Source organism: Streptomyces sp. NPDC047917 (assembly GCF_043204345.1).
GTDB lineage: Bacteria > Actinomycetota > Actinomycetes > Streptomycetales > Streptomycetaceae > Streptomyces > Streptomyces sanglieri.
This window is the reverse complement of sequence record NZ_JBIDCA010000003.1, coordinates 391,555-404,806: the sequence shown is the minus strand read 5'-3', so window position 1 is coordinate 404,806 and position 13,252 is coordinate 391,555. Positions and strand designations below refer to the sequence as shown.

Sequence of the window (13,252 nt, the reverse complement as noted above, 5' to 3'; positions counted from 1 at the left end):
TGCCGGTCACCGCCGAAAGGAGTGAAGCTCAGTGCGAAACGAATTGTCAATGACCTCTTTCCCTCGGAAAGCGGCAGGGCGTTCAGTTTTCGGCAACCTCCCGTCGGCACGCGGGCTCCTGACGGAACACCAGGTCACGAGGCGGTCAGCACGCTCCATACTCGCTCGGGGCGCGCGGACACAAGAGCCTGAAGAGACTGATTCAGGCCGTTGAATGTCTGAATCGCCGACGCCCGGGAATGCGAGGAATCCGGGCCGGCACCTGCGAGCGATTTCCCGGACACTTTCGGTTACCCGTCGAAAGAAACGTACCGGTCGGTAATCATTGGTCTGACCCGCCCGCGTACCGCGTGGCCCATGAAACCGAATCGGCGGGAAGCCCGAAGCACTCCCCGCCGACGACGGCGGGGAGTGCTTCGGGCCGGGGAAACGCCCGGGGAGGCGGCCGTGGTCCGCGGCGTGGTGCCTCAGCGCTGGTAGCGGGCCAGGACCCGGTTCCCGTCGTCGACCAGACGCTTCCTCAGCTCGGCACCCCCGATGGCCCCGCTGTAGTACTCCTGGAGGGCGGGCGTGGCCACCTTGTCCTTCCACTCCGGGTAGCCGCGCACCGACTGGGCCGGCGCCGGACGGAGCGCCTTCGCGACAGCCACACCGGTCGCCCAGCCGTTCTCGGCGGTGTGCAGGGACGGGTCGGCGAGCGCCGCGGTGCCCGTCGGGAGCATCCAGTCCCCCTTGGCCAGCCGCACCATGTTCGGCGGCCGCAGCAGGAAGTCGATGAACTGCGCGGCTTCCTTCTTGTGCGGGCTGGCCTCCGAGACGGACAGGGTCTGCGGGCTGACCCCCTGGGCGAGGCCCGCGCTGCCCGCGGGGGCAGGCAGGACCGTCCACTCGAAGCCCTCGGGGGCCTGCTCGACCACCTGCTGACGGTACGAGAAGCCCAGCGGAACCATCGCGTACTTGCCGCCGAAGAACCCGGGAAGGGTGTCGGAGCCGCCCATGCCGAGCGCGGTGCGCGCGGCACTGTGGTCGGTGTTGACCTGGTCGTGGACGGTGTCGGGGACGATCCGGTCGCCCTCGTCCGCGCGAATGGTCACCTTGCCGTCGTCGGCGCGGTGGAAGAGCTCGCCGCCGGCGGAGAGCCCCAGGTTCAGCGTGACGGAGACCGGCTCCTTGAGCGGCCAGGCGATGCCGTAGCGACCCCTGCCCGTCAGTTCCCCGGTGACCTGCCGGAACTCGGACCAGCTCCAGGGGTGTTCGGGCGTCGGGATCCGGACCCCGGACTCCGTCAGGATCCTGGTGTTGGCGATCAGGACGCGCGGCTCCTGGAGGAACGGCACTCCGTAGACACCGTCGCCGAAGGTGGTGGTGGACCAGCTCTGCCGCGGGATGTCCGCGGTCAGCCGGTCGGGGAGGAGTGTCCGCAGATCGGCCAGGTAGCCGCCGTACGCGAAGTCGGCCAGGTCGTCGGATGCGTCATGGATGATGTCCGGCGCCTCGTCGCCCTCGAAGGCGGTGAGCAGCTGGTCGTGGACGGTGTCCCAGCTGCCCGGGATGTAGTTGACATGGATGCCCGGGTGGGTCTCGTTCCACTCCTTCACCAGCTGCTTGTTGGCGTCGACCGACTCCTTCTGCCAGGCCAGCGACTGGAAGCTGAGCTCGATCCGCCCGCTGTCGCCCCCGCCGTCGTCCGTTCCCGCGCAACCGGTGAGCAGCAGGGCCAGTGCGGTGGCCGTCGCGGCGGCCGTCCGCCGCAGGGATGCCCGCATCAGTTCTTCACCGCCCCGGCCAGCATGCCGCCCGTGATCCGCCGCTGGATGATCGCGAAGATGACCAGCGAGGGCAGGGTGGCGAGGAAGGCGGCCGCGGCGAGCGGCCCGAGATCGGCCGCGCCCTCCGCGCCGATGAAGTGGGTCAGTACGACCGGCAAGGTCTGCTTCTCCGGTGTCTTGAGCAGGACGAGCGCGAAGAAGAGCTCGTTCCACGCGGTGATGAAGGCGAAGAGCGCGGTGGCGACGATGCCGGGGGCCAGCAGCGGGGCGGTGACCGAGACGAGCGTCCGCAGCCGCCCCGCCCCGTCGACCGAGGCGGCCTCCTCCAGCTCCGCGGGCACCGCCCGTACGTAGCCGACCAGCATCCAGAGCGCGAAGGGCAGCGCCCAGACGACATACACCATGATCAGCCCCCACCGGGTGTTGATCAGATGGAGGTTCTTCAGGATCAGGAAGAGCGGAATGATCACCAGGACGAGCGGGAACGCCTGGCTGATCACCACCCATCCGGTGGCCGCCGTCGAGAGCCTGGAGCGGCGGCGGGCCATCACGTACGCCATGGGCGTGGCGACGAGGACCGCGATGAAGGCGGCGCAGACCGCGGCGACCAGCGAGTTGGCGGCGGCCTGGAGCAGCGGCTGTTCGTCGAACGCGGCGCGGAAGTTGTCGAGCGTCGGGTTCTCGGGGATCCAGGTGGGGTGCAGGGAGCCCAGTTCGCGGGCGGGTTTGAAGGCGGTGGAGATCAGCCACAGGAACGGGAACGCCAGGAAGACGAGGTAGCCGAGCAGTGCGGCGTACTGTCCGGCGCGTGCGGCTCTGCCGGTGCGCATGCTCATCGGTCCTCGCCTCCCCTGAGCCGGCCGGCCAGATACACCGCGAGGATCACGGAGATCACCGCGACCATCACACAGCCCATGGCCGCCGCGTACCCGAACTGTCCGTAGTGGAACGCCTCCTCGTACGCGAAGAGCATCGGCAGCCGGGTACGGCCGCCGGGGCCGCCGTTGGTCAGCACGTAGACCAGGGCGAAGGAGTTGAAGTTCCAGATGAAGTTGAGCGCGGTGATGGAGAGCGCGACGGGCTTGAGCACCGGCCAGGTGACGGTACGGAAGCGGCGCCAGGCACCGGCGCCGTCCAGGGCGGCCGCCTCGTGGAGTTCGTGCGGGGTGTTCTGCAGCCCGGCGAGCAGGGCGACGGTGGTCTGGGGCATGCCCGACCAGACGCCCACGACGATCACGGCGGGCAGGGCGGTGGCGAGTCCGGTGAGCCAGTCGCGGCCGTCGCCCAGGCCGAGATCACGGATGGTCTCGTTGAGGATGCCCGCGTCCGGGTTGTAGACGAGCCGCCACATGAGGCCCACCACCACCTCGGGCATCGCCCACGGGATGATCGCCAGGGCCCGTGCCAGCCAGCGCAGCCGCAGATTCTGGTTGAGCAGCAGGGCGAGGCCGAGGGCCAGTACGAACTGCGGGACGGTGACGCCGAACGCCCAGACCAGACCGATCCGGAACGAGTCCCAGAAGAGTGTGTCGTGGAGCAGGTCCTGGAAGTTCAGTCCGCCCACCCACTGGGTGGAGCGGGTGCGGCCGGACTGGGCGTCGGTGAAGGCCAGTGCGATGCCGTAGAGCAGCGGGCCGACGCTCAGGACCAGGATCGGGATCAGCGCGGGCAGCACCAGGAACCAGGTACCGGCGCTCCGGTTGACCGGCCGGGACCGTTTGTCCTGCGGGCTTCCGGGCGGACCGTGCCTCTCGGAACGTACGGTTGCACTCGCCAATGTCACGAATCCGCCCCCTTGTGTCATTACATCGGATTCATACCGTTCTGGCCGCTCAGATGGCCTCCGTCATCGTGCTGACGGGTCATCGGTTCGTCAAGCAGGCCTGCACGGATGCGAAAATCGGAGTCATGAACGAGATGCGTGCGCGTGAGGTGCTGACCGCTGCCGGGCTGTCCGGCGGTGCGGAGCTGCTCGCGATGGGTGAGAACGCGGTGTTCGCCGTCGGCGACCTGGTGGTCAAGATCGGCCGCGACGCCGTGCGCCACCCGGAACTGCGGGACCGGGCGGAGCGCGAGGTGGCCGTCGCCCGGTGGCTGGCCGCCTCGGGCGTCCCCGCCGTACGGGCCGCCGAGCCCGCGGCACGCCTGGTCGAGGGTCATCCCGTGACCCTCTGGCACCGGCTGCCCGATGCCGTACGCCCCGCCGAGCCGCGGGACCTCGCACCGCTGCTCGCCCGGGTGCACGCGCTGACCGTCCCGGACGGCCTCGCCCTGCCGCCGCGTGAACTGCTGGGCGGGGTCGAACGCTGGCTGCGGCTCGCGGGCGATGCGATCGACCCGGCCGACGCCGACTATCTGCGCGAGCGGCGCGACGGCTTCGCGGCGGCCGCCGCCGCGCTGGTCCCCCACCTGCCGCCGGGTCCGATCCACGGCGACGCGCTGCCCCGTAACGTCCATGTCGGCCCGGACGGTCCGGTGCTGGTCGACCTGGAGACCTTCTCCGCGGATCTGCGCGAGCACGATCTGGTGGTGCTGGCGCTGTCCCGGGACCGGTACGGCCTGGCGCCCGAGGCGTACGACGCCTTCACCGCCGCCTACGGCTGGGACGTCCGGGAGTGGGAGGGCTGCGCGGTGCTCCGCGGGGCCCGGGAGACGGCCAGCTGTGCGTGGGTGTCCCAGCACGCACCGGCCAATCCGAAGGCGCTCGCGGAATTCCGCCGCCGGGTGGCCTCGCTTCGGGACGGCGACACGGCGGTGCGGTGGTATCCGTTCTGAGGGCGTCCCCCGGATCCGGCCGCGGGGCCGGAGCGCCGGAGGCGGCCCGGCCCGTCCGCGTCGGGTCCGTACCTCTGCGCGCCGTCAGCCGGCGGTGACTCCGGCCGGCTCCCGCAGCGGCCAGTGGCCGTCGACCACCGCGTCGGCCGTGCCCTTGCGGCGCAGGAACTGCTGGAAGTCCGCCGCCCATTGCGCGTACCACTCCACCTGGCGCTCGTGCAGCTCGGCGGCGGTCAGCCCGGCCACCGAGCCGTGCCGCTCGGCTATGGCGTACGCCACCCGGACCGCGGCCAGCGCGTCCGCCCCCGCGTCATGGGCCCCGCCGTGCACCACGCCGTACTCGACGCAGACCGCCTCCAGGTTGCGTTTGCCCTTGCGGTAGCGGTCGACGGCCCGGTCGATGGTGTACGGGTCGATGACCGGGCCGATCCCGGCCCCGTCGAGCCGGTCGCTCAGCGACGGCAGCCCGTGCCGGCGCAACTCCGCCGTGAGCAGCGTCAGGTCGAAGGCCGCGTTGTACGCGACGACGGGGACGCCCCGGCGCCAGTAGCCGGTGAGGGTCTCGGCGATCTCGTCGGCCACCTCGCGCACCGGCCGGCCCTCCGCCGCCGCCCGCTCGCTGCTGATGCCGTGGATCGCCGAGGCCTGCGCGGGGATCCGGATGCCCGGATCCGCCAGCCAGGCGCGCTGGCGCACCGGCTCCCCGTCCCTGCCGCGGACGCCGACCACCGCGGCGGTCACGATCCGTGCCTCCAGCGGCTCGGTGCCCGTCGTCTCCAGGTCGAAGCCGACCAGCGGCTCCCGGTGCCAGCTCATCCCGTACCTCCTTCGTGGTGCTCTCCCCCAGGTGATGACCACCCTCGCACGCACCACTGACAACGCGGTGGCGGCCCCTCAGGAGACGGGCCGGGAGTCCGCCCACACGGACTCGAACTCCTCGCGGTACGTCTCGAACAGCCCGTGCTCGTTGTCCTGCCCCGCCCGGACCACCGCGCGCCCGCCGCCGCGCAGCACCAGCACGGGCGCCTCCATGCCGCGTGCGCGCCGCAGATAGGTCTGGACGACCCCGACCGCGTCGGTCCCGTCGCCGTCCACCAGATAGGCCGTGAAGCGCGGTGTCTCGTCGAACACGTGGATCTCGAAGGCGCCCGGGTCGCGGAGCTTGGAGCGGACCCGGCGCATATGAAGGATGTTCATCTCCACCGACCGGCTCAGCTCGCCCTTCTTCAGCCCCAGCTCCCGCTCCCGGCGCTTGACCGCGCTGCTGGCCGGGTTGATGAAGAGCAGCCGGACCCGGCAGCCCGACTCGGCGAGCCGGATGAGCCTGCGGCCGGAGAAGTTCTGCACCAGCAGGTTGAGTCCTATGCCGATCGCGTCGAGCCGGCGCGAACCGCCGAAGAGGTCCTCGGCGGGCAGCTGGCGCTGGAGCCGCACCCGGTCGGAGTGGACCGAGACCACATCCGCGTACCGGTCGCCGACCAGCTCCTCGACGGCGTCGACCGGGAGCCGGTCGGCCGACGGAACCGCGGCGCCGCTGCCCAGGATCTCCAGGAGCCGGGCGGAGGCGCGCTCGGCCTGGGCGAGGACCGCCTCGTTCAGGGCGCGGTTGCGGGAGACCACGTTGCGGGCGACCTCCAGCTCGTCCAGGGCCAGCTCCACCTCGCGCCGGTCGTCGAAGTACGCCTCGAAGCACGGCCAGTGCTGGACCATCAGCTCACGCAGCTGCGGCAGCGTGAGGAAGCTGAGAACGTTGTCGTCGGCGGGGTCCAGCAGATAGCCCTTGCGGCGCGAGACCTCGCGCACGGCGACGGCCCGCTGCACCCACTCCTGCCCGGCGGGCCCGGCGGCGGCCACCACCCAGTCCTCGCCGTGCACCGGTTCGTAGATAGGCCGGAGCACCGCGGCGACCACGGCACGCAGCCGCTGTTCCACGAGATTCAGCCAGATGTAGGCGCGTCCGGCCCGCTGCGCGCGCGTCCGCACCTCGCTCCAGGCGTCCGCTCCCCAGTCCAGCTCCGCGCCGATCTCCATGGGCTGCGCAAGCGATACCGCCCCTGGCGGGACATCGGTGGAGTCCCCCTCGTGACCCGGGTCACCTGGGGGCAGCTCGAATCCGCCCGAGCTCACCCGCGCACCGCCTTCCACTCCCCCACGAACGATCAAGGAAGGGTACTCCGGGAGCGGGAGCCGGTGCAGCCGGATGCGCATGCTGCTTCGTCAACTCCCCTACGGCGCAGGCATGTTCTCAGCGGCAAGATCTGCCGCAGTGAGGTGATTCATAGTGATTAACCACCCCAACCCGGGCTCAGTACCGGGCGAGCGCCGGTTTCCCGGGCCCGGATCCCGGTTCCGGGCGACACAGAGGGGCCCGATGTTGACCGGACCCCGTGACGTCCCCGGCCGCCCGGCCCCGCGACGCCGCCCCCCGATTGCCGGTCGGTCCTAGGTAGCCGCACCTGTTTCGGGGAAGATCTGGCACCAGGGCCCGCCCGGCGGATCAGGGGTCGGACGCGCCCTGGCAGCCCGCAAGCTCCAGGCACCCGGATCAGAAGTGGAAGGGTCGAACCTATGCAGGTCTGGCCGGGACAGGCGTATCCCCTCGGTGCCACGTACGACGGCGCCGGGACCAACTTCGCGGTCTTCTCGGAGGCCGCCAGACGCATCGAGTTGTGCCTGCTGCACGACGACGGTTCCGAGACGGCGGTGGAGCTCAGGGAGACCGACGCATTCGTCCGCCATGCCTATCTCCCCGGCGTGATGCCGGGGCAGCGGTACGGATTCAGGGTCCACGGGCCGTACGAACCGGAGCGCGGCGCCCGCTGCAATTCGGCCAAGCTGCTGCTCGACCCGTACGCCCGTGCCGTCGCCGGGCAGATCCGGTGGGGCGAGGCGGTGTACGGCTATCCGTTCGGCCGGCCCGACGCGCGCAACGATCTCGACTCGGCCCCGCACACCATGACCTCGGTGGTGGTCAACCCGTACTTCGACTGGGGCGACGACCGGCGTCCCCGTACGGACTACCACCGCACGGTGATCTACGAGGCCCATGTGAAGGGCCTGACGATGCTCCACCCGGGGCTGCCCAAGGAGCTGCGCGGCACGTACGCGGGGCTGGCCCATCCGGAGGTGATCGCCCATCTGACGGAACTGGGCGTCACGGCGATCGAGCTGATGCCGGTGCACCAGTTCGTCCAGGACCACCGGCTGGCGGACGCGGGGCTGGCCAACTACTGGGGCTACAACACCATCGGCTTCTTCGCCCCGCACAACGCCTACGCCTCCTGGGGCGACCGGGGCGAGCAGGTGCTGGAGTTCAAGCAGGCGGTCCGGGCGCTGCACCAGGCCGGCATCGAGGTGATCCTCGACGTGGTCTACAACCACACCGCGGAGGGCAACCATCTGGGCCCGACGCTCTCCTTCCGGGGCCTGGACAACGCCTCGTACTACCGGCTGGCGGACGACCAGCGGTACTACATGGACACCACGGGGACCGGGAACTCCCTGCTGATGCGGTCGCCGCACGTGCTCCAGCTGATCATGGACTCGCTGCGGTACTGGGTGACCGAGATGCACGTGGACGGCTTCCGCTTCGATCTGGCGGCGACCCTGGCCCGGCAGTTCCACGAGGTGGACCGGCTGTCGTCGTTCTTCGACCTGGTGCAGCAGGACCCGGTGGTCAGCCAGGTGAAGCTGATCGCCGAGCCGTGGGACGTGGGCGAGGGCGGCTATCAGGTGGGGAACTTCCCGCCGCTGTGGACCGAGTGGAACGGCAAGTACCGGGACACCGTGCGGGACCTGTGGCGGGGCGAGCCGCGGACCCTCGCGGAGTTCGCGGGGCGGCTGACCGGGTCGTCGGACCTGTACCAGGACGACGGGCGGCGGCCGCTCGCCTCGATCAACTTCACCACCTGCCACGACGGATTCACGCTGCACGACCTGGTCTCGTACAACGACAAGCACAACGAGGCGAACGGCGAGGGCAACCGGGACGGCGAGAGCCACAACCGGTCCTGGAACTGCGGCGCGGAGGGGGACACCGACCAGCCGGAGGTCCTCGATCTGCGGACCCGGCAGATGCGGAACTTCATCGCCACGCTGATGCTGTCGCAGGGCGTGCCGATGCTGAGCCACGGCGACGAGTTCGCGCGTACCCAGCGGGGCAACAACAACGCGTACTGCCAGGACAGCGAGTTGTCGTGGGTGCACTGGCCGGACCCCCGGGAGCCGGTGCGGGAGGGCGCCGACGGGGCCGAGCGGGGCGAGGACGGTGCCGGGGGCAGCAGTCTGCTGGAGTTCACCCGGGCGATGGTGTGGCTGCGCCGCGACCATCCGGTCTTCCGGCGCCGCCGGTTCTTCCACGGCCGTCCGGTCGAGGGCACCCACGACGAGCTCTCGGACATCGCGTGGTTCACGCCCGAGGGCGGCGAGATGAAGCAGCGGGACTGGCAGGCCGCGCACGCGAAGGCGCTGACGGTCTTCCTGAACGGCCACGCGATCTCGGAGCCCGGGCCGCGCGGCGAGCGGATCTCCGACGACTCGTTCCTGCTGATGTTCAACGCGAGCGCGGAGACGCTGGAGTTCTCCGTGCCGGTGAACCACGGCCGGCAGTGGCTGGTGGTGGTCGACACGGCGCGTCCGGTCGGCGTCATGCCCGGTTCCGGGCCGAAGGTGGCCGGAGGCGATCGGGTGACGCTGGTCGGGCGCAGCATGGCGGTGCTGCAACGGCCCGCGTAGGGCCGGGGGCCGCCCCGCCGGGCGGGCGCGGACACCGCCGGTCGAGCCCTTTGCGGCGTTCCGTGACACAGAAGCCGCCAGGCTGGGTACGAACGTCCGCATGACGCCCACCGCCACCTACCGGCTCCAGCTCCAGCCCGACTTCCCGTTCCCGGCCGCCGGACGGGCCGTGCCGTATCTCGCCGCGCTCGGCGTCTCGCATCTGCATCTGTCCCCGGTCCTGGAGGCCGTGCCGGGCTCCCGGCACGGCTACGACGTCGTCGACCACAGCCGGGTACGTGCCGAGCTCGGCGGTGAGCAGGGACTGCGGGAACTGGCCCGCACGGCACGCGAGCACGGTCTCGGGCTGATCGTGGACATCGTGCCGAACCACATGGCCGCAGTCCCCCGCCACAACCGCGCGCTGTGGGAGGTGCTGCGGGAGGGGCCCGCGTCGCCGTACGCCCGCTGGTTCGACATCGACTGGGCGGCGGGCGGCGGCAAGGTGCTGCTGCCGGTGCTCGGCGGGCCGATCGGCGACGAGCTCGGCTCGCTCCGGGTGGACGGGGACGTGCTGCGCCACGGCGAGCAGGAGTTCCCGCTGCGGACCGGCACCGCCGGTCTGCCGCTGCCCGAGCTGCTGGACGCCCAGCACTACCGGCTCGGCTGGTGGCGGCTGGCCCGTACCGAGCTGAACTACCGGCGGTTCTTCACGATCTCGGAGCTCATCGGGGTGCGGGTGGAGGACCCCGAGGTCTTCGCCGCCACCCACGGAAAGATCCTCGAACTGGTCCGGGACGGTGTCGTCGACGGGCTGCGCATCGACCACCCCGACGGGCTGGCCGAGCCCGCGGCGTACCTGGAGCGGCTGTCGGAGGCGACCGGCGGGCGGTGGACGGTGGTGGAGAAGATCCTCACCGGCGGCGAGCCGCTGCCCGCGGACTGGGCCGTCGCGGGGACGACCGGGTACGACGCCCTGCACCGGGTGGACGGCCTGTTCGTCGACCCGATGGGCGCCGCGGAGCTGGTCGGCCGCTACCGGGAGTACGCGGGCCCCGCCGGCGACCGCGGCGGCCACTGGACGGCGACAGTCCGCCGCGCCGCGTACCGGGTGGTGACGCATGAACTGGCCGCCGAGACCGAGCTGCTGACCCGGCTCGCCGTACGGATCTGCGCGGCCGGCCCCGCGCTGCGCGACCACGCCCCGTGGGCGCTGCACGCCGCGGTGCGCGAGCTGCTGGTGCGGGTGCCCGTCTACCGCCCGTACGTGACGGCCGGCGGGCCCTGCCCGGAGACGGCCGAGGAGACGCTGTCGGACGCGGTCGTCCGGGACGCGAAGGCGATGTTCGCCGTCGCCCAGGAGGCGTCGGCCGTCGACGTGGTCCGGGAGCTGGCGCTGGGGCGGCTGGGTGAGGGGCCCGAGCGGGCGGCGTTCTGTGCCCGGTTCGCGCAGACCGCCTCCGCGTTGCGCGCCAAGTCGGTCGAGGACACGGCGTTCTACCGGTACATGCCGTTGATCTCGGCGAACGAGGTGGGCGGCGACCCCGGGCAGCCGGCGGTGACGCCGGAGGAGTTCCACGCCTTCTGTGCCCGGCTGGCCCGGGACTGGCCGGCCACCGGAACGGTGCTGACCACCCATGACACCAAGCGGAGCGCCGATGTGCGGGCCCGTGTCGCGGTGCTGACGGAGTGCCCGCAGTCGTGGTCCGGGCTGCTGACCGAACTGGAGCGGGCGACCCCGGCCACCGCTCCGGACCCGCAGCTCGCCTGGCAGGCCTGGCAGACGGCGGCGGGCTGCGCGAAGGTGCCGGGCCGCGAGATGGCGGGCCGGCTGGAGCCCGCGCTGCTGAAGGCGGTGCGCGAGGCGGGCCTCTTCACCGGCTGGACCGAGCCCGATCCGGCGTACGAGCGGGCGGTGACGGACTTCGTGGCGGCGGGGCCCGCCGCCGGCTCCGGTCCGGTGCGCGAGACGCTGGAGCGGTTCGCGAGCACCCTCGATCCCTATGTGCGGGCCAATGTGCTGGGTGCGGCGCTGGTGCAGCTGACGATGCCGGGGGTGCCGGATCTGTACCAGGGCACGGAGCGGGAGTACCTGGCGCTGGTCGACCCGGACAACCGGCGGCCGTTCCGCGAACCGGACGGGAACGGGGCCCTCGGCGAGAAGGGCGAACTCACGACGGCCGCCCTGCGGCTGCGGCGCGAACGGCCTGAGGTGTTCGGCGGGTCCGGTACGTACGCCCCGCTGGGCGCCCGTGGCCCGGCGGCCGCGCACTGTCTGGCGTTCTGCCGCTCCGGCGAGGTGGTCACCGCGGTGACCAGGCTGTCGTTGCGGCTGGCGGAGTCGGGCGGCTGGCACGACACGGAGCTGGTGCTGCCGGACGACGGCCCGTGGACCGATCTGCTGGCGCCCGGCCGGGAGTTCGCCGGGGGCTCCGTCGCGCTCGCCGAACTCTTCGCCGGGCGGCCGGTGGCGCTGCTCAGCCGGGCCGGACGAGGAGCGCCCGCGGACCCCGGGTGAGCAGCCCGGTGCCGGCCGGGCGGAATCCGTCCGCCCAGCGGAGCCGGGGCATCGCGTCGAGCAGCGCGCGCAGGCCGTGCCCCGCCTCCAGCCGGCCGAGCAGGACGGCGGGGCAGGACGCGGGGCCGGTGAGGGACCGGCCCTGGTCGCGGCGGAAGGGATCGAAGAGGTCGGGGGTGGCGAACCGTTCCGGATCGCGGCCGGCCGCGCCGATCAGACAGGCGACGTCCGCCCCGGCGGGGAGTGTGCCGCCGCTGAGGGTGACCTCGGTGACGGTGCGGCGCAGCACCACCTGGACCGGCGGATCGCGGCGCAGCGACTCCGTCCAGGCCCGGTCGGCCAGGGCGGGTTCGACGCGCAGCGCGGCGAGGAGGTCGGGGGCGTCCAGCACATTGGCGAGGAAGGAGGCGAGCGCCCTCTCGCGGAGGCCGGTGTGCCGGGTGCAGGGTGCGGCGGAGGCGGGTGCGGCGGAGGCGGGTGCGGCGGAGGTGGATGCGGCGGAGCCGGGCTGGATGGCGTAGGTGATGCGTGGCGGGGTGGTGTGGGCGGTGGCCGGTGCGGCGGGGGGCCGGGGGCTTCGTGCGATGCCGGGTGTGGTGCCCGGCACGAGGCCGGACAGCCGGTCGGCGTAGCGGCGGGCGCTCGTGCCGGGGGCGGCGCCGATGGGCAGCCAGCGGCAGAACTCATCGACGAGGTCCGCCTGTTGCCGGCCCGCGATCCTGCGCGCCAGCACGTACGCGGTCCGTTCGATCCGCGCGGCCGTGTGACAGGGGACCGATGGATGTGGCACCGGGGTGGGGTCCGGCATATGGCCTGGGTCCGAAGCGGGGTTCCACATGTGACGTGGCACTGGATCGGGGCCTGCCGTGTGACGTGTCACCGCATACGGGCCGGGGCTCGGGTCCGGGTCCGGCATGTGACGTGACCCAGCCTCCGGGTCCGGCATGTGACGTGACCCAGCTCCTCGATCTGCCATGTGACCCGGTACAGCCTCCGGCGGAGCCGGGGGCAGGTCGCGGGGTGCGCAGCGGGGGTCGCCGTGGCAGAGGCCGAGCGGGGCGGGGGCGCCACGCGGTGCGGTGTCGTTCGGGAGACCGGTGAACCGGGGGTCGGTGAGGGCCGTGACCACGTCGGCGTACCGGCTGACCAGCCACGCGCCCAGAGGTGCGTCGTAGCTGAGCGGGTACTCCTCGCGCAGGACCCGGTAGAGCCGGTACGGGTCGTACGCCGCGCCGGGTTCCAGCAGGCTGGGGCCGGTGCTCGGGTGGGGGCCGCGCACCGGCCGGCGCACTCGGCGGCCGAGGCCCGGTGCGGATATGCCTTCCGGCGCGTCGGCCTGCATCCGTACCCCCGGGGCGTCAGGGCGCCGGTGTGCGGCGCGGTTCCTCACCAGGGGATCACCGGCGGGGGCGTCGCGCAGTCGGCGTACGGCCGTACGGGTGAGGGCGGCGCGCCCCGCCCGGCGGTACACCGGGCG

The 13,252-nt window shown here is 72.2% G+C and carries 9 protein-coding genes; 3 read left to right on the top strand and 6 right to left on the bottom strand.

The genetic code is table 11. The annotated features are described in order from the left end of the window. Positions 1 to 467 precede the first annotated feature (467 nt). Genes ACGF8B_RS08615 through ACGF8B_RS08605 form a run of 3 tightly spaced genes read right to left on the bottom strand, consistent with a single transcriptional unit; the run spans position 468 to position 3,573 of the window. Entirely contained in the window at positions 468 to 1,766 is a 1,299-nt protein-coding gene (locus ACGF8B_RS08615) for an ABC transporter substrate-binding protein (protein WP_392736017.1), read from the bottom strand. Continuing rightward, positions 1,766 to 2,605 carry a carbohydrate ABC transporter permease gene (locus ACGF8B_RS08610; RefSeq protein WP_392736015.1) on the bottom strand — a complete coding sequence of 280 codons (840 nt, stop codon included), beginning with the start codon at positions 2,603 to 2,605 and terminating at the stop codon, positions 1,766 to 1,768. Before ACGF8B_RS08610 ends, ACGF8B_RS08615 begins: the two co-directional genes overlap by 1 nt. Beyond that, the gene (locus ACGF8B_RS08605; protein WP_392736013.1) at positions 2,602 to 3,573 is read right to left on the bottom strand and encodes a carbohydrate ABC transporter permease; all 972 of its coding nucleotides are present in this window, start codon (positions 3,571 to 3,573) and stop codon (positions 2,602 to 2,604) included. The genes ACGF8B_RS08610 and ACGF8B_RS08605 overlap by 4 nt, the downstream gene beginning before the upstream one ends. Before the next feature lie 104 nt (positions 3,574 to 3,677). Between ACGF8B_RS08605 and ACGF8B_RS08600 the strand changes: the two genes are divergently transcribed. Beyond that, positions 3,678 to 4,544: a phosphotransferase enzyme family protein gene (locus tag ACGF8B_RS08600; RefSeq protein WP_392736010.1), complete on the top strand. Its 867-nt coding sequence runs from the start codon at positions 3,678 to 3,680 to the stop codon at positions 4,542 to 4,544. Positions 4,545 to 4,628: 84 nt separating this feature from the next. Here the strand turns inward: ACGF8B_RS08600 and ACGF8B_RS08595 are convergent, their stop codons facing one another. Both ACGF8B_RS08595 and ACGF8B_RS08590 read right to left on the bottom strand, forming a co-directional pair. Then, positions 4,629 to 5,360 (bottom strand): 3'-5' exonuclease, encoded by a 732-nt coding sequence (locus tag ACGF8B_RS08595; protein WP_342281398.1) that lies wholly within the window; start codon positions 5,358 to 5,360, stop codon positions 4,629 to 4,631. Between the two features lie 78 nt (positions 5,361 to 5,438). Then, positions 5,439 to 6,671: an SAV2148 family HEPN domain-containing protein gene (locus ACGF8B_RS08590; RefSeq protein WP_266428444.1), complete on the bottom strand. Its 1,233-nt coding sequence runs from the start codon at positions 6,669 to 6,671 to the stop codon at positions 5,439 to 5,441. A gap of 441 nt (positions 6,672 to 7,112) precedes the next feature. On the opposite strand from ACGF8B_RS08590, the gene glgX reads away from it, so the two are divergent. Further along, the gene (gene glgX / locus ACGF8B_RS08585; RefSeq protein ID WP_392736008.1) at positions 7,113 to 9,278 is read left to right on the top strand and encodes a glycogen debranching protein GlgX; all 2,166 of its coding nucleotides are present in this window, start codon (positions 7,113 to 7,115) and stop codon (positions 9,276 to 9,278) included. Positions 9,279 to 9,378: 100 nt separating this feature from the next. Beyond that, positions 9,379 to 11,775, top strand: a complete 2,397-nt coding sequence (gene treY / locus ACGF8B_RS08580) for a malto-oligosyltrehalose synthase (protein WP_392736005.1) — start codon at positions 9,379 to 9,381, stop codon at positions 11,773 to 11,775. On the opposite strand, the gene ACGF8B_RS08575 is transcribed toward treY, so the two are convergent. Further along, positions 11,735 to 12,691 carry a cytochrome P450 gene (locus ACGF8B_RS08575; protein WP_392736474.1) on the bottom strand — a complete coding sequence of 319 codons (957 nt, stop codon included), beginning with the start codon at positions 12,689 to 12,691 and terminating at the stop codon, positions 11,735 to 11,737. The genes treY and ACGF8B_RS08575 overlap by 41 nt on opposite strands. Positions 12,692 to 13,252 lie beyond the last annotated feature (561 nt).

Excerpts from the sequence above, each read along its gene's own strand:
- ACGF8B_RS08605 (WP_392736013.1), bottom strand. The coding sequence starts at position 3,573 with ATGACACAAGGGGGCGGATTCGTGACATTGGCGAGTGCAACCGTACGT.
- ACGF8B_RS08595 (WP_342281398.1), bottom strand. The coding sequence starts at position 5,360 with ATGAGCTGGCACCGGGAGCCGCTGGTCGGCTTCGACCTGGAGACGACG.
- glgX (WP_392736008.1), top strand. The coding sequence starts at position 7,113 with ATGCAGGTCTGGCCGGGACAGGCGTATCCCCTCGGTGCCACGTACGAC.
- ACGF8B_RS08600 (WP_392736010.1), top strand. The coding sequence starts at position 3,678 with ATGAACGAGATGCGTGCGCGTGAGGTGCTGACCGCTGCCGGGCTGTCC.
- ACGF8B_RS08615 (WP_392736017.1), bottom strand. The coding sequence starts at position 1,766 with ATGCGGGCATCCCTGCGGCGGACGGCCGCCGCGACGGCCACCGCACTG.
- treY (WP_392736005.1), top strand. The coding sequence starts at position 9,379 with ATGACGCCCACCGCCACCTACCGGCTCCAGCTCCAGCCCGACTTCCCG.
- ACGF8B_RS08575 (WP_392736474.1), bottom strand. The coding sequence starts at position 12,691 with ATGCCGGACCCGGACCCGAGCCCCGGCCCGTATGCGGTGACACGTCAC.
- ACGF8B_RS08610 (WP_392736015.1), bottom strand. The coding sequence starts at position 2,605 with ATGAGCATGCGCACCGGCAGAGCCGCACGCGCCGGACAGTACGCCGCA.